The sequence below is a fragment of the Nocardioides euryhalodurans genome, from assembly GCF_004564375.1.
Taxonomy (GTDB): domain Bacteria; phylum Actinomycetota; class Actinomycetes; order Propionibacteriales; family Nocardioidaceae; genus Nocardioides; species Nocardioides euryhalodurans.
This window is the reverse complement of record NZ_CP038267.1, coordinates 2,656,269-2,673,223: the sequence shown is the minus strand read 5'-3', so window position 1 is coordinate 2,673,223 and position 16,955 is coordinate 2,656,269. Positions and strand designations below refer to the sequence as shown.

Below are 16,955 nucleotides of genomic sequence, written 5' to 3'. Positions count from 1 at the left end.
CCCGATTCGTCACGCCTGGCCCTCCTCCAGGACCGCCTTCATCCGCTCCAGCGTGGTGCGCATGCCGTTCTCGTTGGTGCGCTTGCGCAGGAAGCCGAGCGCGGTCCAGTAGGCGCGCATGGGCAGCGAGGTCTCGAGCCGGAAGTACTCCGTCACGAGCGTGCCGCCGTCCTTCGGCTCGAGCCGGTAGCCCCAGTTGTTGACCTGCGTCCCGTCGGTGCCGACGGAGAACTCGAAGAGCCGCTCGGGCTCGCAGGCGGTGACGGTGCAGGCACTCCAGTACGTCGGGCCGACGCCGTTGCGCCTCACGTGGCCCTTGAACTTGGCACCGACCTCGGGGCCGTCGTACCCGCGCCGCCAGCGGGCCTCGAACGTCTCGGGGCTGAACTCGCCGATCCGGGTCACGTCGCTCACGAGGTCCCAGGTGGCGGCGGGGGTGGCGTCCATCCAGACCGACACCTCGCCGGTCGGCGGCGGGAAGAGCGTGGTCACGGTGCGCTTGATCATGGTGCGTAGCCCATCAGTCGTGCGGTCAGGTCGGTCAACACCTCGGTCGCTCCTCCTCCGATCGGCAGGATCCGGGCGTCGCGGTAGTGCCGCTCCACCTCGGTCCCGGTCAGGTAGCCGGTGCCGCCGTGCAGCTGCACCGCCTTGTCGCAGACGTACGTCGCGCACTGCACCGCGGTCTGCTTGGCCAGGCACGCCTCGGCCACGACGCCCTCCCCGGCGACGTGCCGGCGGGCGACCTCGTGGGTGTAGGCCCGGGCGACCTCCACCTGGCGCCGCATCTCGACCAGCGTGTGTCGGACCACCTGGTTGCTCACCAGCGGGCGGCCGAAGGCCTCGCGCTCGCGGACGTAGGCCGCCGTCAGCGCGAGGCTGCGGGCCGCGATGCCGTAGCCGTGGACCGCCAGGGCGAGCCGCTCGACGACGAACTGCTCGGCGATCTGGGCGAACCCGGTGTCCTGCCGACCGACCAGGTTCGCCGCGGGGACCCGGCAATCGGCGAAACCGAGCTCGGCGGTGTCGGAGCAGTGCCAGCCCATCGTGGTGAGGGCACGGTCGACGGTGAAGCCGGGCGTGCCCTTCTCGATCACGAGCAGGCTGAGGCCGCCGTGGCCCTCGCCTCCCGTGCGGACGGCGGTGGTCACGAAGTCGGCGCGGACGCCACTGGTGATGAAGGTCTTGGTGCCGTTGACGACGAGGTGGTCCCCGTCGCGCCTGGCGGTGGTGCGGATCGAGGCGACGTCAGACCCGCCACCCGGCTCGGTGATCGCCAGGCTGCCGATCAGCTCCCCGGCGAGCGTCGGCCGGACGAACCGCTCGACCAGGTCGGCGTCGCCCGAGGCCGCGATGTGGGGCAGCGCGATGCCGCTGGTGAACAGCGCTGCCATCAGGCCGCTGGACGCGCCCGCCTCGAAGCAGCCCTCCATGGCCGCGATGCTCATCAGCAGGTCACCGCCCTGGCCGCCGACCTCCTCGGGGAAGGCGAGACCGAGCAGGCCCTGCCTCGCCGCTGCGCGGTGCAGGTCGCGCGGCACCTCGCCAGCCGCCTCCCAGTCGTCGAGGTGGGGGGCGACCTCGCGGCGTACGAACTCGGCGGCGGTCTGCTTCAGCGCTTCGTGGTCGGTGGTCATGGTGTGTCACCTGCTGGGCATTTCCCATGAGATGTAGGGAGGTGCTCACTTCTCATGCTCGGTCGGCCGTGAGAGATGAGCACGCGGCAACAGAACATGGGAAATACGCAGGCCCTCACAGCAGCCCCTCCTCGATCGACACGAACCGGGACCGCACCCACTCGCCCAGTCCCTTGGCCTGCGGGTCGAAGCGGGTCGAGGCGGCGACGCCCTGGCCGAGCAGGCCGTGCAGCACCACGTTGACGCCGCCGAGGTCGGGCAGCAGGAAGACCTCCACGTCGAGGTCGGCCGCCTCGGGGACCAGCTCCCGGATCCGCTCGGGAGTGATCAGCTTGGACAGCCACGCCACGCGGGCGGCGTGCTTCTCCGGCGCCGCGGAGTCGTGGGCCACCCACAGCCCGAGATTGGCGTCGCCTCCCTTGTCGCCCGAGCGGGCGTGGACGAAGGTGCCGAGCGGCACCCGGCGGGTGAGGGTGTCGATGGGGTGCGGGTACGGCGAGGGCCGGGTGCCGGTCCGGTCCTCCGCGGGGTGCGGCGTGGTCGGCGGGTCGGGCACCACCTCGCGCCGGCCGTCGGCGTGGACGACGGTGTGGCGGACGGCCGAGCGGTCGACGTACGCCGCCCGGAAGATGCCGTACGGCGTCGCCGGGCCGGGCGGCGCCGTCATCGTGAAGCCGGGGTAGGAGGCCAGCGCCAGCTCGACGGCCGCGGCCGTGAAGGGGCGGCCGACCCGCTCGGCGTCGGGGTCGCGGACGGTGCACCGGAACAGCACCGACGCGGACTCCTCGGTCGCGGCGTCGGTCGCCGGGGCGACCACCGGCGACCAGTCGACGTCGGCCGGAGCCGGGTCCAGCGCGGCCTCGAGCTGCTCGCGGACCCACGCCGCCTTCGCCTCGACGTCGAGGCCGGTCAGCACCAGCTCGACGGCGTTGCGGAAGCCGCCGAGCTCGTTGACGCCCACCTTCAGCTGCTCCGGCGGCGGCGACCCGCGGACGCCGCTGATCGTGACCCGGTCGGGGCCGGTCTGCTCCAGCCGGACGGAGGCGAGGTCGACGGTGACGTCGGGTCCGAGGTAGCGGGTGGACTGGATCTCGTAGAGCAGCTGCGCGGTGACGGTGTCGAGGGTGACCGCGCCACCGGTGTCGTCGTTCTTGGTGATGACGCTCGACCCGTCCCCGGCCACCTCGGCCACCGGGAAGCCGAGGGGCCGCGAGCGGGCGGCGGCGGGCAGCGACGCGAAGCCGGAGAAGTTGCCGCCGGTCGCCTGCGTGCCGCACTCCAGGACGTGCCCGGCGACGACCGCGCCCGCGAGCGCGTCCAGGTCGCCGGTCGTCCAGCCGTGGTGGGCGACCGCCGGCCCGAGGACGAGCGAGGCGTCGGTGACCCGGCCGGTGACGACCACGTCGGCGCCGGCGGCGAGGGCGGCGGCGATGCCGAAGCCCCCGAGGTAGGCGTTGGCGGTCAGGGCGCCCTCGAAGGACAGCTCGCGCACGTCGTCGCCCTCGACGTGGGCGATCGCGGGGTCGAGGCCGAGCCCGCCCGCGACCTCGCGCAGCCGGGCGGCGAGGCCGGCGGGGTTGAGCCCGCCGGCGTTGGCCACGATCCGTACGCCCCGCTCCAGCGCGAGACCGAGGCAGTCCTCGGCCTGGCGCACGAAGGTGCGGGCGTAGCCCAGCGACGGGTCCTTCATCGTGTCGCGGCCCAGGATGAGCATCGTGAGCTCGGCGAGGTAGTCGCCGGTGAGCACGTCGAGCGAGCGGCCGTCGGCCGAGCCCTCCAGCATCTCGCGCATCGCGGAGAGCCGGTCGCCGTAGAAGCCGGAGCAGTTGCCGATCCGCAGGGGCTCAGCCATCGGAACCCGGCTCCCGACCGCCGCCCGGCGGGCCGGCGAAGCACTGCGCGATCTCCAGCCAGGTGTTGGCGTCGCGGCCCTGTGCGACCAGGGCGGTGTCGAGCCGGTGCACGCGCTGGGTGACGAGCAGGCAGAAGTCGTACGCCGACCCCCTCACCGACTGCGCCGCGTCCGCGGGCCCCCACGTCCACAGGTCTCCGCTGGGCGCCGTGAGCTCGACCCGGACCTCCTCGGTCGGAGCCTCCTGGCCGTGCACCACGAACGCGAAGCCCCTCGTCCGTACGCCGAGGTGGGCGACGTGCCGGATCCGGTCGGTCGGCTCGGGGCGTGCGCCGAGCCCGTCGTGGACGTCGAGGCCGTGGGCCCAGGTCTCCATGAAGCGGGCGGTGGCCATCGAGGTGGCCGACATCGGCGGTCCGAACCACGGCATCCGCCCCCCCGGAGGGTGGGCGCGCAGCGCATCCGCCAGCGACCGCCGCGCGGTGTGCCAGCGGGCGAGCAGCGCCTCGGGCGGCACCCGACCGCCCTCGAGCGCGGTGCGGTCGACCACTCCCTCGGGGTCCTCGAGCATGTCGAGGAGCAGCGTGTCCCACGCCGCCTTGTCGGTCGCGGCGAGGACGGCGGCCTCGTCGGTCCACGCGAGGTGGGCGACCTGGGTGGCGACGTCCCACCCGTGGGCCGGCGTCGGGCGCCGCCAGTCGTCCTCAGGGAGGTCGTCGAGCAGCGCGTCCAGCCGGGCACCCTCGGCGTCGAGGTCGGCGAGCACCTGCTCCAGCACGTCGTTCATCGGGTCGCCTCCAGCTCGCGGTCGAGGACGGCGGCCCAGTGGTCGAGGATCCGGGCGCGCCGACGCGCGTCGTCGGTGATCGTGTCGGCCAGGCCGAGGCCGCGCACCAGGTCGAGCGTCGCCTGCACGAGCTCGCGGCTGCCGGGCCGGGACTCGTCGACGCCGAGCGCCTCGACGGTGAGGCGGTGGGTCTCGCGGCCCACGCGCTGCTCAAGCGGCGCGACCGCGGCCAGCAGCAGCTCGTCGGTCCGGGCGGCCACCCACAGCTCGAGCGCGGCCACGAACACCGGCGAGCTGAAGTGGTCGCCCAGCACCCGCACGACCGCCTGGGTCCGCCCCCTCCCCCTCGGCAGCCGCCCGAGGGCCTGCTCGAGCTCGAGGCCGCGGAGCTCGGTGAGGTGCTCGACCGCGGCGACGACCAGGTCGTTCTTGGTCGGGAAGTGGTGGAGCTGGGCGCCCCGGGAGACCCCGGCCCGCTCGGAGACCAGCGTGGTGGAGGTGCCGGAGAAGCCACGCTCGACCAGCAGCTCCACGGTCGCCTCGAGCAGGCGCAGCCGCATCGCACGCGTGCGGTCGGCCTGCGGCACCCGGGTCGTCGCGGTCACGGGTCCATCGTGTCGGCGTACAAACAAACAGTCAAGCCTGACTGTTTGTGTGACGGTTCCCCGGACCAGCTGGCGGGGTGGAGCCCCCCTCGCCATCCAGCATCCGCGCGGTCTCCGCGTCCGCGTGGTCGCGCTCGCGCCACAGCCTGGAGGGCCACCAGATGGCCGGCCCGACGTCGTACGCGAGCGCGGGGACCAGCAGGGAGCGGACGACCAGCGCGTCGAGCAGGACGCCGAACGCCACGATGAAGCCGATCTGCGCGAGGAACAGGATCGGGACGACTCCGAGCGCGGCGAAGGTCGCGGCCAGCACGATCCCCGCGGAGGTGATCACGCCGCCGGTCGCGGACAGTCCCTTGAGGATGCCCGGGTGGGTGCCTTGCCGGATCGACTCCTCGCGCACGCGCGTCATCAGGAAGATCGAGTAGTCGATGCCGAGCGCGACCAGGAAGACGAAGCCGATCAACGACGTCGACGGGTCGGAGGCGGGGAAGTCGAAGACGTGCTCGAAGACCAGCGCCGAGATGCCGAGCGTGGCGCCGAAGGAGAGCACGTTGGCGACGATCAGCAGCACCGGCGCGACCAGTGCCCGGAGCAGCAGCGCGAGCACCACGAAGATGACGATCAGGATCGCCGGGATCACCTTGGCCCGGTCGCTGCCGGTGACGTCACGGGTGTCGAGGTTGATCGCCGTGGAGCCGCCGACGAGCACGTCGGTGGACACCTCGTCGAGGTCCGTACGCAGGTCGCGGACCGTGTCGCTGGCCGCCTGGCTGTCGGCCGGGTCGTCCAGTGTCGCGAGGACGATCGCCTCGCCGTCGACGATCCGTGGGACGGTCGGATCCCCAGGGGACGGCAGCGGGAAGACCGCGGGCTGGGACGGCTGGCCGGGTGCGCCGGGCGACCCGGAGTCCGCGATCCCGGGGTGGGTCGAGACCAGCTCGAGGGTGGCCTGCAGGTGCTCCTCCGGAGTGACGATCTGCACCGGCGAGGCGTTGTCGGCCTCGAAGTGACGGTCGATCACCTCCTGCGCGGTCACCGACTCGACCTCGGTGAGGAACAGCTCGGTCTGCGGGACCTGCTCCTCGTCGAGCTGCGTCACGAAGGCCGCCGAGCCGGCGAGGACGAGGAAGGTGACCAGCCAGACCACGCGTGCCCGCGCCCGGATCAGCCGCGCCAGCCGTCCCCAGAGTCCCTTGGTGTCGGTGTGCTCGGAGCCGTAGCGAGGGAGGAACGGCCAGAAGGCCCATCGGCCGAGCAGCACCAGCGCCGCCGGCAGCAGGGTCAGCGAGCTGAGCATCGCGCCGGCGATGCCGATCGCCCCCACGGGCCCGAGGCCGCTCAGGGAGGCGAGGTCGGAGAGCAGCAGGCACAGCAACCCGAGGATGACGGTCGCCCCCGAGGCGACGATCGGCTCGAAGGCCCCCTTGTAGGCGACCCTCATCGCGTCGTACTTGGACTCGTGGTCGCGCAGCTCCTCCCGGAAGCGCGCGACGACGAGCAGGGAGTAGTCGGTGGCGGCGCCGACGGCGAGGATGAAGAGGATGCCCTGCGACTGGCCGTTGAGGGTCAGCACGTCGCCGGCCGCCAGCCCGTAGATCGCGGCGGAGGCGACGCCGAGCGCGAGCACGGCGGAGAAGACGACCACGAGCGGCAGGATCGGGGTCCGGTAGACGACCACCAGGATCAGCAGCACGACCGAGATCGCGACGACGAGCAGCACGCCGTCGATCGCGCCGAAGGCGTCGACGAAGTCGCCCAGCACCCCGCCCTGACCGCCGACCAGGGCGGTGAGGCCGTCGGGCGGGTCGGCCAGCACCTCGCGGACGCCCTCGACCGCGGTGATCAGCTCCTCGCCGTCGGTGGTCGCGACCTGGACCACCACCTGCGCGGCCTCGCCGTCCTCCGAGGGGATCGGCTGGCCGACCCCGCCCTCGGCGATCTTGTCGACCTCGGCCAGCTCCTCGGCGTACGCCGCGATGGCCTGCTGGTCCTCAGGCGTCAGCCCGCCCTCGCGCTCGAAGACGACCGTGACCGGGATCGTCTCCTCGTCCTGGAAGCCGACCAGGACGTCGAGCACCTCGGTCGACTCGGCGCTCTGCGGCAGGAACGCCGCGTTGTCGTTCTCCTGCACCTCGGCCAGCCGGCCGGCGAAGGAGCCGAGCGGTCCACCGACGAAGAGCCACAGCAGCACGACGAGCAGCGGCCAGATCCAGAGTCGTCGCGTCTCCCTCGCCATGGGGGAGATTCTGGCGGACCCGTGTGAACGGCGGGTGACCGAGGCCTAGTCGATCCGTGCCACCAGCGGCAGCCGGGACCGGGTGGTGAGCCCGACCACCAGCGCGGTGACCAGCGGCAGCGCGACCACGAGCGAGCCGATCAACAACCACGGCACGTCGAGGAAGTGCGTCGGCAGGGACGGGTCGGTCTCCCCGCTCCAGCCCGTGAGCGGATAGGTCACCGCGATGCCGGGGATGAAGCCGACCGCGGCGCCCAGCGCGGCGCCGACCAGCCCGATGACCGCCGCGTACGACGCCGCCACGCCACGACGGGTCCGCGGCGCGGCCCCGATCGCCGCGAGCGTCGCCAGGTCGGGCCGCGCGTCGGAGAGCGAGAGGAAGGTGGCCGTGAGCGTGCCGCCGAGCATCAGCACCCCGCCGAGGGCGCCGAGCACGAGCAGGACGATCACCGTCTCGTCGTCGGCCTGGTAGCCACGCTCGACGTAGAAGGACAGGTCCTCCGACACCGCCGCCAGCGCCTCCTGTACGTCCTGCTCCTGGGCCTCGCTGATCGGGACGCCTGCGACGAGCAGCCCCGTGGCCTCCGGCTCCACGCCGACCGCCTCGGCGGCCTCCGCGGACAGGACGCCCTGGAACGACGTCTCGAGCGGGCTCACCTGGACCGTCGCGGCCGGGACGGTGGCGCGCACCCGCGCCTCGGACCGGTCGCGGGGTCCGTACTCGCGCACGACGACGGTGGCCTCGTCGACGGTGAGGTCCTCGTTGACGAAGACCACGACGCCACCCCGGGACAGTGCGTCCTCCGCTCGTGCACGCTCGTCGTCGTCGAGGCCGGTCACCACACCCGGGAGAGCACCGCCGGCCTCAGCGACGGGGATGCTCGTGCCGAGCGAGGACCCGTAGGAGGACAACCAGGAGGGCTCGCCGTCGAGGCGGAAGGTCACCTCGGTCCAGCCGGACCGGTCACCGGTGTCGTCGACGCCCTGCACCGGCGTGACCTCCGCGCCGGGCACGAGCTTCTCCGCCACGGCCCGATAGGCGTCCCAGTCGGCACCGTCGCGGTAGGTCGTCAGCGAGGCCTGCCCCATCGGCAGGCTCTGGGCGTACGTCGCCTCGTTCTCGGCCGCGTCGCTGGCGTTGGCGATGCCGAGGGCGACCACGCCGGCGACCGTGGCCGCCACCGCGGAGACGGCCGGGACGGTCCGGGTCCGGTGGCGGGCCGCGTCGCGGACGGCGTAGCGCAGCGGTAGCGGCAGGCCGCGGGCGACCCGGGCCAGCGTGGCCACGACGACCGGCACCAGCAGGATCATGCCGAGCACGGCGACGATCGCGGAGCCGGCGATGACGTACTCGCCGTTCTGCCGGCTCACGGCACCGTAGGCGGCGCCACCTGCACCCGCGGCGAGCAGCACCAGCCCGAGCAGTGGCGAGCGCAGCGAGGGCCGTGCGTCGCCACGCCGGCCGGCCAGCACCGCGACCACGTCCTGCCGGGAGGCGAGCCACGCCGGGACCACCGCCGCGAGCAGCGCCGAGACCAGCCCGAACGCCGCGATGCCCAGCAGGTGGAGCCACGGGACGTCGTACGGCCCGAGGTAGCTGTCGGAGAAGCGCTGCACGACCGGCAGGGCCAGCCACGCCGCCAGCAGGCCGAGGCCGACCCCGAGCGCGGCGCCCGCCGTGCCGAGGACCAGACCGCTGGCGAGCACGACCCGTCGCGCCTGTGGCGGGGTCGCGCCGGTGGCCGCCATCAGGGCGAGGGATCGCTGCAGCCGCCGGGCGATCACCGCGAACGCCGGGCCGGCGAGCAGCACGACCTCCAGCAGCGCCATCGCGACGACGAGGACGGCCACGGCCACGACGGCGTCGTCGGTGCCGGTCGCCCAGCCCAGCTCCGGGTCGAGCTCGGAGTCGGCGGGCGGGTCGATCAGCACCGCCCGCGACAGCACGGTGGCGCCGATCGCGTTGAGGGCCCGGACGTCCTTCCACGCGACCTCCCCACCCGCGTCGACCAGCCAGGTGTGGCTGCCCGCCGTCGTCCGCAGGTCGAAGGTGCCCGGCTGCGCGACCGCGATCGAGTGGCCGCGGTACGACGTGTTCTCGCCGATCCCGACGATCGTCAGGTCGGCCAGGCCCTCCCCCTCGAGCTCGTCACCGAGGGCGTAGCCGCGCTCCGCGAGGTGGCCGTTGATGGCGACCTCGCCGGCCTGCTCGGGCATCCGGCCCGCGGTGAGCCGGTAGGTGCCCTCGACCAGGTCGGAGGTCCAGTCGGTCTCGGTGACCGCGACGTCGGCGCGGCCGGCGTCGGTCTCGACCAGGACCCCACCGGTGACGAGCTCGACCGCCTCGACCTCCCGGCCCAGGGCGTCCTCGACGTCGTCGAGGGTCCTCGGCGCCTGTCCGCGCCCGCCACCGCTCCAGCTCAGGCCCCCGGTGTCGGGGTCGGCGGTCTGGGCGACCTGACCGGTGCCGCGCTCGACGCTCACGCGCGCGTCGGCCGTCCCGATCCGCCGCTCGATCGCCTCGGCCCCGCTGATCTCGGAGGTCTGGATCACCACGTCCGCGGCGGTCACCCCGAGGACCGGCAGCGCGATCATCACCAGCACGAGGATGCTGCGCCCACGCGAGCGCAGGGCCTCCCGCCGGGCCACCCGCAGCGCGGGCGCCCAGCGTTGCCGCGGGCTCACCGAGCCAGTCCGGGTTCGAGCAGCGCCTCGACCGGGGCGGAGCCGGTCTCGTCGATCACGACGCCGTCGCGCAGGAAGACCACCCGGTCGGCCCAGGCGGCGTGCCGGGCCTCGTGGGTGACGAGCACCCCTGCCGCCCCGGCGTCGCAGCGGGCGCGGATCAGCCGCAGGATCTCCTCACCGGTCTCGGTGTCGAGCGCGCCGGTCGGCTCGTCGGCCAGGATGAGCCGGCGCTCGCCGACGACCGCCCGCGCGATGGCGACCCGCTGCTGCTGGCCGCCCGACATCTCGTCCGGGTAGCGGTCCGCGAGGTGGCCGATGCCGACCTCCTCGAGCGCCTGCCGGGCCAGCCGGCCGGCCGCGCGGGCCTTCTCGCCGTCGAGCTCGCGCGGGAGCGAGACGTTCTCGGCAGCGGTGAGGGCGGGGATCAGGTTGAAGTCCTGGAAGACGTAGCCGATGGAGGTACGCCGCAGCCGGGCGCGGCCCTTCTGGCCGAGCGGGCCGAGGTCGGTGCCCTCGACCGAGACGGTGCCGGTGGTCGGCTGGTCGAGGCCCCCGGCCAGGGTGAGCAGCGTCGACTTGCCCGAGCCCGAGGGGCCCATCACGGCGACCAGCTCGCCGGCGTACGCGGCGAAGGAGACCCGGCGCAGGGCGTGGACCTCGGTGGCGCCCTCGCCGTGGGTGCGGGAGACGGCCTCGAGCTGGAGCACGGCGCTCATCGCCGGACCTCCTCGGCGTCCGTCGCGGTCGGGGTCTGCGCCGAGCCCGCGGCGGGGCGCAGGTCACCGGCACGGCGCAACCGGGCCTCGCAGTGGTCGAGCCACCGGACCTCGGCCTCGGCAGCGAAGACCAGCGAGTCGAGCACCAGGCTCCACGCGAGGTCCTCGGCGACCTCGGGGCTCGCGGCACGGCCGGAGCGCTTGAGCCGGGTGTAGTCCTGGAGCGCGCCGATGGTGGCGGAACGCTGCTGCTGGATCACCGCGCCGACGTCGACGCCCGGCACGGTCACGGCCAGCGCGAGCTTGATGGCGAGCTCGTCACGGGGTGGCTGGGTCCGAGGCACCGGCGTGGTGAACCACTCCGACACCTCGGCCCGGCCCGGATCGGTGACGCGGTACATCACGTGGGCGTCGTCCTCGGCGGGACCTGGGGTCACGTCGAGGGGAGCCTTCTCCACGAGCCCGTCCCGCTCGAGCCGGGCCAGGGTCGTGTAGACCTGCCCGACGTTGAGCGGCCAGGTGGCCCCGGTGCGCTGCTCGAACTCGGCACGCAGCTGGTAGCCGTACATCGGGCCCTGCTCGAGCAGCGCCAGGAGCGCCTGCCTGACCGACATCCTCGTCCTCCGATCGTCGCTCCACGACTCCCCCGCGAGTGGTGGATACGCAGTATGTATACCACGTATGCACGAGTCCGGCGAGCAGACCGCGGCGTGTCCCGGCCAGACTGGCCGCATGACGACCACCCTCATCACCGGCGCCTCCTCCGGGCTCGGCGCCGAGATGGCCCGCCAGCTCGCCGCCCGGGGCCAGGACCTCGCCCTCTGCGCCCGCCGCACCGACCGGCTCGACGAGCTCCGTGCGGAGATCCTGGCCGCCCACCCCGGCCGACGGGTCGAGGTCCGGGCCCTCGACGTCACCGACGACGACGCCGTCTTCGCGGTCTTCCGCGACTTCGCTGCCACCTTCGGCCGGATCGACCGGGTCGTCGTCAACGCCGGCGTCGGCAAGGGAGCCCCGCTCGGCACCGGCCGCTTCGAGGCCAACCGCGAGACCGCCGTGACCAACTTCGTCGCCGCGCTCGCGCAGACCGAGGCCGCGATGGAGCTCTTCCGCGCCCAGGAAGGCGGCCACCTGGTGATGGTCTCGTCGATGTCGGCGATGCGGGGCATGCCGAAGTCGATGACGACGTACGGCGCCACCAAGGCAGGTGCCGCCCACCTCGTCGAGGGGCTCCGGGCGGAGTTCCACGGCAAGGACGCCTACCGCTTCACCGTGCTCTACCCGGGCTGGATCGCCTCGGAGATGAACGCCGGTGCCGCCGGCCGGAACCGGATGATGGTCTCGACCGAGAAGGGCGTCACCGCGATGGTGGCCGCCATCGAGAAGGAGCGCGCCTCGGCGTGCGTCCCGCCGCTGCCCTGGGCGCCGCTGTCGGTGGTCCTCAGGCACGCGCCGATGCCGGTGTTCCGCCGGCTGGTCTGAGGGGGTTCGGCCGCCTTCCCGGGGAAAGCCCCCCGCTCGCCAGCCTCACCCCATCGTCTTGTGCCCGTCGATCGCCTCCCGGATCACGTCGGCGTGGCCGGAGTGCTGGGCCGTCTCGGCCACGATGTGGAGGAACGTACGCCGGGCGCTCCGGGTCGCGCCGGGCTCGAACCACGGCGCCTCGGGCAGCGGCCAGGCCCGGTCGAGGTCGACGGTGGCGACCAGCTCGTCGGTCCGGGTGGCCACCGCGTCGTACCGGGCGAGGACGTCGGCCAGGGTCTCGTCGTCGGTCAGGCTGAACTCGCTCTGCCAGGCGGAGTAGTCGCCGTCCTCGGGCGGCGCCATCGACTCCGTCCCGTGGACCACGAAGTCCGCCCAGCCCCTCTCGGTGGCGGCCACGTGCTTGACGAGCCCGCCGAGGGTCAGCTCGCTGACGGTGCTGCGCGTGCGCGCCTGCTCCTCGGACATGCCCTCGGTCGTGGAGCGGAGGAACCACCGGTGCAGGCGAAGGGTCTCCAGCAGGTCACGTCGTTCCTGGCTGAGGTCGGGCTCGGTCATGGTGGTGGCTCCTCGCGTCTGCTCGTGCTGTCAGGCACCACGCTAGGAGGGATTGCGGCCACTTCCTGACCGGTGCGCTCAGCGGTAGGTGATCATCTCGGCAGGCAGGTGCTGGTGCTCGTTGTAGGCGACCAGGGTGAGGCCGCTGCGACCCGAGACGATCCTGGTGACGCCGGTGTTGACCGTGGTCGGCAGCAGCCGGGCGTACGTTGCCGGGCCCCCCGCCAGCAGCTGGGTCACCAGCGCCGAGATCGGCCCGCCGGAGGAGGCGACGACCACGGTGCCGGCGCCGGCGACGTCGGCGAGCGCCGCGGCCGCCCGGTCGTGGAAGGCGGCATAGCTCTCGGTGTAGTCGTCGTCGTGCTCGCCGCCGCTCCACCGGCCCATCGCCGCCTCGTACCACCGCTGGAAGGCGACGGCGTCGGACTCGTCGGGCACGGCCTCGATCGTGGCGAACTGGGCGAACTGGTCGAGCTCGTCCCACCGTCGGTCCTCGTGCAGCGGGGCCGACCAGCCGGCGGCGTCCGCGGCCAGCTCGGCCGTGTGGCGCTGGCGCCGCAACGAGCCGTGCACCACCAGGTCCGGCTCGAGGTGCGCCAGTGCCCGGCCGACGACCCGCGCCTGCTCCTCACCCGTCCCCGAGAGCACGTCGTAGTCCTCGGCGCCGAACGACGCTTGTCCGTGCCGGACCACCACCACCTGGCCCATCAGGCGCCGACCACCCGGCGGCAGCGCTGCTCGAGGTTGCCGACCGCGGGACCGAAGACGGCGTACGCCTCGTTGGTGGTCTGGCCGAGCGCGTAGCGGTACCAGATCTGCTGGGCGATCACCGCCAGCCGGAACAGCCCGAAGACCTCGTAGAAGCGCCACTGCTCGGCGGTGACGGTGCGGCCGGTCCGCTCGGAGTAGTAGTCGACGACCTGCTCGCGTGACCACATGCCCGGGGCGTTGGACGGCTGCCGCCGGAACCGGCGGAAGAAGTCGTCGTCGTCCTCCTGCACCCAGTAGGACAGCGATCCGCCGAGGTCCATGAGCGGGTCGCCGACGGTGGCCATCTCCCAGTCGAGGACGCCGGCCAGCCGGACCGGGTCCTCCGGCGAGAGGACGACGTTGTCGAGCCGGAAGTCGTTGTGCACCAGGCAGCCGGCCACGTCGGCGGGCTGCTGCTCGTCGAGCCAGCCGGTGATGTCGGACCAGTCGCCGAGGTCGTCGGTGCGGGCGTTGCCGAGCCGGGTGGTCCAGCCGCTCACCTGGCGAGCGACGTACCCCTCACCCCTGCCGAGCGTGTCGAGCCCGGCGGCCTCGAGGTCGACGGAGTGGAGCTGGACGAGGACGTCCCAGAAGTTGCCGCACAGGGTCGCGGTCTGCCGGGGGTCGAGGTCGACCCCGAGCTCGCGCCGCGGGATCACGCCCTCGACCCGGGTCATGACGTAGAAGGGAGAGCCGATCACGGCGTCGTCGTCGCAGTGGGCGACCATCTCCGGCACCAGCGGGAAGACCGGGGCGAGCGCCGCCTGGATCCGGTGCTCGCGTCCCATGTCGTGGGCCCCGCGGGCCTTCGCGCCCCCCGGTGGCCGGCGCAGGATCACCGCGTCGTGCTCGTAGGTGAGCAGGTACGTCAGGTTGGAGGCGCCCCCGGGGAACTGCCGCACCTCCGGCGTCCCCCTGAGCCGGTCACGCCAGCCCTCGGCGGCGTGCTCGCGCAGCCACGCCGCCACCGCCCCCACGTCGAAGGCGTCCTCGTCGCGGACGTCCGTGGTCCGGTCGCTCACTCAGCCCAGCTCCTCGAGTCGCGCGGCCTGCCGCCGCAGCTGTGCGTCGTAGGCCGGTCGGTCGGCCTGCTTCAGCTCGTACGCCGCCCGGGCGGCCGGGTCGGGAAGGATCAGCTCGTCGCCGCGGTCGAGGCCCTCGAGCACGGCAGCCGCGATCTCGTCCGGGCCGAGCGGCGCGTTCTCGACCAGCGACGCGATCACGGCGCCCAGCGCCCGGTCCTCGCCCTGCATCCGCTCGACCAGCCCGGTGCGGAAGTAGGACGGGCAGACCACGCTGGCCCGGACGCCGTACGCCGCCAGCTCGTGGCCGGTCGTCTCCGTGAGTGCGACGACGGCGGCCTTGACGGCGTTGTATCCGGCCATGCCGGCGGGGTGCACCAGCCCGGCCAGGGAGGCGATGTTGACGACGTGGCCGGAGCGCTGCTCCTTGAGCATCGGCACGAAGGCTCGCGTGCCGCGCACGATCCCGAACAGGTTGATGTCGGTGATCCGGCGCCACTCCTCGAGCGTGGCGACGTCGAGCCGCCCGCCACCGGCGACGCCGGCGTTGTTGACCAGCACGTCGAGGCCACCCCAGACGTCCGCGACGTGACGTACGCCGACCGCCCAGTCCTCGTCGCTGGTCACGTCCAGGCGGAGGTCGACCTCACCGTCGAGGTCGGTGGCCAGCACCTCGTCGCCGCGGTCCCGGAAGGCAGCGGCCAGCGACGCTCCGAGGCCGCGGGCGGCGCCGGTGACGAGGACGCGGCGAGGCCGCGTGTGCCTGTGACCGGCCCGGGCGCCGTCCTCAGGCACACGGGACGTCACCGGTATCTCCCCAGCTCGTGCCGCGCGACCAGCCCGCGGTGCACCTCGTCGGGTCCGTCGGCCAGCCGCAGGGTGCGGGAGTTGACCCACGACATCGCCAGCGGGAAGTCGTCGGACATGCCGGCGCCGCCGTGGAGCTGGATGGCCATGTCGATCACGTCGAGGGCCATCCGCGGGACCGCCACCTTGATCTGGGAGACCTCCGAGACCGCGTTGGCCGAGCCGCCCTGGTCGAGCTTCCAGGCGGCGTGCAGCACGAGCAGGCGGGCCTGCTCGATGGCGATCCGGGCCTCGGCGATCCGCTCGCGGTTGCCACCCAGGTCGACCAGCGGCTTGCCGAACGCGGTCCGTTCCAGCCCGCGGCGACAGGCGGCCTCGAGCGCCACCTCCGCTGCGCCGATCAGCCGCATGCAGTGGTGGATCCGGCCGGGGCCGAGCCGTCCCTGCGCGATCGAGAAGGCCTGGCCGGGCCCGGAGAGGATGTTGCCGACCGGCACCCGGACGTCGGTGAACGACACCTCGCCGTGGCCGATCGGCTCGTCGGCGTACCCCATGGTCGTGAGCAGGCGCTCGATCCGGACGCCGGGGGTGTCACGCGGGACGAGCACCATCGTGTGCCGGTGGTGGCGGTCGGCGTCGGGGTCGGTGAGCCCCATGAAGACGAAGATCGCGCAGTCGGGGTGCCCGACCCCGGTCGACCACCACTTGCGGCCGTTGATGACGACCTCGTCGCCGTCGACGACCGCCGTCGCCTCCATGGTCGTGGCGTCGGAGCTCGCGACCCCGGGCTCGGTCATGGTGAACGCCGAGCGGATCCGGCCGTCGAGCAGCGGCTCGAGCCAGGTGTCGCGCTGCTCCTGGGTGCCGTAGCGGAGCAGCACCTCCATGTTGCCGGTGTCGGGGGCGTTGCAGTTGAGGACCAGCGGCGCGATCGCGGAGCGGCCGGTCAGCTCGGCTAGCGGAGCGTAGTCGACGTTCGTCAGCCCCTCGCCGCCGTCGGTGCCGAAGCGGCGGGCGTACTCCCCCGCGTGCTCGCGCGGGAGGAACAGGTTCCACAGGCCCTGGGCACGGGCCTCGGCCTTCAGCTCCTCGATCACCGGGAGCGGCGTCCACTGGGTCCCGGCGAGCCGGGCCTCGGCGAGGTCGCGGTGGTAGGCGGCCTCGACGGGCTCGACGTGCTCGGCCAGGAACCCAGCGACCCGCTCGCGCAGGTCGGCGGCCCGAGGGGAGGGGGAGAAGTCCATGGCATGTCACCCTAGGGCGTGCCCCAGCTCGCGGTCGTCGGCCTGCTCCTGGTCCTGCTGGCCGCCTGCTCCTCGTCCGGCGACGGTGAGCCGGAGCCCGCTGCCGTCACCGGCAGCCCGGACCAGACCGCACTGCGCCAGGACCTCGCCACGCTCTTCGCCGGGGACTCCCCCCGGCCTGCCGATGTCGCCGACGGCGAGTGCTTCGCCGACCGGCTGCTCGCCGACACGACGCCCGAGCAGCTCCAGGAGGGCGGCCTGACCGACTCGTCCGGGCAGCTGGTGGGCGAGCTCCCCTCCCTGCCGGAGGAGCTCGCGGGGACCGTCGCCGACGCCCAGCTCGCCTGCATCGACGTCGTGGAGTCCTCGACCCGCGCCCTCACCGCGGCCCGCAAGGGCGACCTCGACGCCGAGGCGTACGCCGACTGCCTGCGGCGCGACCTTCCGCCCGACACCCAGCGGGAGGCCCTGGTCGCGACGCTGATGGGCGAGTGGGACGACCCCGCGCTCGGCCGGCTCGCCGACGCGCAGCTCGCCTGCGTCGACGAGCAGCAGCGGCCCTGACGGC

At 73.5% G+C, this 16,955-nt stretch carries 16 protein-coding genes; 2 read left to right on the top strand and 14 right to left on the bottom strand.

The window, feature by feature from the left end; genetic code table 11:
- Positions 1-9 precede the first annotated feature (9 nt).
- The 9 genes from EXE57_RS12815 to EXE57_RS12775 all read right to left on the bottom strand — a co-directional run bounded on the left by EXE57_RS12815 (position 10) and on the right by EXE57_RS12775 (position 11,138).
- Entirely contained in the window at positions 10-507 is a 498-nt protein-coding gene (locus EXE57_RS12815) for an SRPBCC family protein (protein WP_208542843.1), read from the bottom strand.
- Complete coding sequence (locus tag EXE57_RS12810; RefSeq protein WP_135078086.1) at positions 504-1,637, bottom strand: acyl-CoA dehydrogenase family protein; 1,134 nt, start codon at positions 1,635-1,637, stop codon at positions 504-506. Before EXE57_RS12810 ends, EXE57_RS12815 begins: the two co-directional genes overlap by 4 nt.
- Before the next feature lie 115 nt (positions 1,638-1,752).
- Positions 1,753-3,489: an acyclic terpene utilization AtuA family protein gene (locus EXE57_RS12805; RefSeq protein ID WP_135078084.1), complete on the bottom strand. Its 1,737-nt coding sequence runs from the start codon at positions 3,487-3,489 to the stop codon at positions 1,753-1,755.
- The gene (locus EXE57_RS12800) at positions 3,482-4,276 is read right to left on the bottom strand and encodes a TIGR03084 family metal-binding protein (RefSeq protein WP_135078082.1); all 795 of its coding nucleotides are present in this window, start codon (positions 4,274-4,276) and stop codon (positions 3,482-3,484) included. The genes EXE57_RS12805 and EXE57_RS12800 overlap by 8 nt, the downstream gene beginning before the upstream one ends.
- A complete protein-coding gene (locus EXE57_RS12795) occupies positions 4,273-4,836 on the bottom strand; it encodes a TetR/AcrR family transcriptional regulator (RefSeq protein ID WP_135080937.1) in 564 nt (187 codons plus the stop codon). The genes EXE57_RS12800 and EXE57_RS12795 overlap by 4 nt, the downstream gene beginning before the upstream one ends.
- A gap of 76 nt (positions 4,837-4,912) precedes the next feature.
- Positions 4,913-7,120: an MMPL family transporter gene (locus tag EXE57_RS12790; protein WP_135078081.1), complete on the bottom strand. Its 2,208-nt coding sequence runs from the start codon at positions 7,118-7,120 to the stop codon at positions 4,913-4,915.
- Positions 7,121-7,165: 45 nt separating this feature from the next.
- Positions 7,166-9,805, bottom strand: a complete 2,640-nt coding sequence (locus EXE57_RS12785; protein WP_135078079.1) for an ABC transporter permease — start codon at positions 9,803-9,805, stop codon at positions 7,166-7,168.
- Positions 9,802-10,524, bottom strand: coding sequence for an ABC transporter ATP-binding protein (locus tag EXE57_RS12780; protein ID WP_135078077.1), 723 nt, complete (start codon positions 10,522-10,524; stop codon positions 9,802-9,804). The genes EXE57_RS12785 and EXE57_RS12780 overlap by 4 nt, the downstream gene beginning before the upstream one ends.
- On the bottom strand, positions 10,521-11,138 hold the full coding sequence (locus EXE57_RS12775; protein ID WP_135078075.1) for a PadR family transcriptional regulator: 618 nt from the start codon (positions 11,136-11,138) through the stop codon (positions 10,521-10,523). Before EXE57_RS12775 ends, EXE57_RS12780 begins: the two co-directional genes overlap by 4 nt.
- Before the next feature lie 118 nt (positions 11,139-11,256).
- Here EXE57_RS12775 and EXE57_RS12770 point away from each other — a divergent pair, with 118 nt between their 5' ends.
- Positions 11,257-12,006, top strand: a complete 750-nt coding sequence (locus EXE57_RS12770) for an SDR family oxidoreductase (RefSeq protein ID WP_135078073.1) — start codon at positions 11,257-11,259, stop codon at positions 12,004-12,006.
- Between the two features lie 45 nt (positions 12,007-12,051).
- Here the strand turns inward: EXE57_RS12770 and EXE57_RS12765 are convergent, their stop codons facing one another.
- The 5 genes from EXE57_RS12765 to EXE57_RS12745 all read right to left on the bottom strand — a co-directional run bounded on the left by EXE57_RS12765 (position 12,052) and on the right by EXE57_RS12745 (position 16,387).
- Positions 12,052-12,564 (bottom strand): DinB family protein, encoded by a 513-nt coding sequence (locus EXE57_RS12765; protein WP_135078071.1) that lies wholly within the window; start codon positions 12,562-12,564, stop codon positions 12,052-12,054.
- Positions 12,565-12,642: 78 nt separating this feature from the next.
- A complete protein-coding gene (locus tag EXE57_RS12760) occupies positions 12,643-13,272 on the bottom strand; it encodes a histidine phosphatase family protein (protein ID WP_135078069.1) in 630 nt (209 codons plus the stop codon).
- Positions 13,272-14,336 (bottom strand): phosphotransferase family protein, encoded by a 1,065-nt coding sequence (locus tag EXE57_RS12755; protein ID WP_135078067.1) that lies wholly within the window; start codon positions 14,334-14,336, stop codon positions 13,272-13,274. The genes EXE57_RS12760 and EXE57_RS12755 overlap by 1 nt, the downstream gene beginning before the upstream one ends.
- Entirely contained in the window at positions 14,337-15,143 is an 807-nt protein-coding gene (locus EXE57_RS12750; RefSeq protein WP_244246820.1) for an SDR family NAD(P)-dependent oxidoreductase, read from the bottom strand.
- Positions 15,140-16,387 carry an acyl-CoA dehydrogenase family protein gene (locus EXE57_RS12745; protein ID WP_135078065.1) on the bottom strand — a complete coding sequence of 416 codons (1,248 nt, stop codon included), beginning with the start codon at positions 16,385-16,387 and terminating at the stop codon, positions 15,140-15,142. The genes EXE57_RS12750 and EXE57_RS12745 overlap by 4 nt, the downstream gene beginning before the upstream one ends.
- Positions 16,388-16,405: 18 nt before the next feature.
- On the opposite strand from EXE57_RS12745, the gene EXE57_RS12740 reads away from it, so the two are divergent.
- Entirely contained in the window at positions 16,406-16,951 is a 546-nt protein-coding gene (locus EXE57_RS12740) for a hypothetical protein (protein ID WP_135078063.1), read from the top strand.
- The last annotated feature ends 4 nt before the right edge of the window (positions 16,952-16,955 follow it).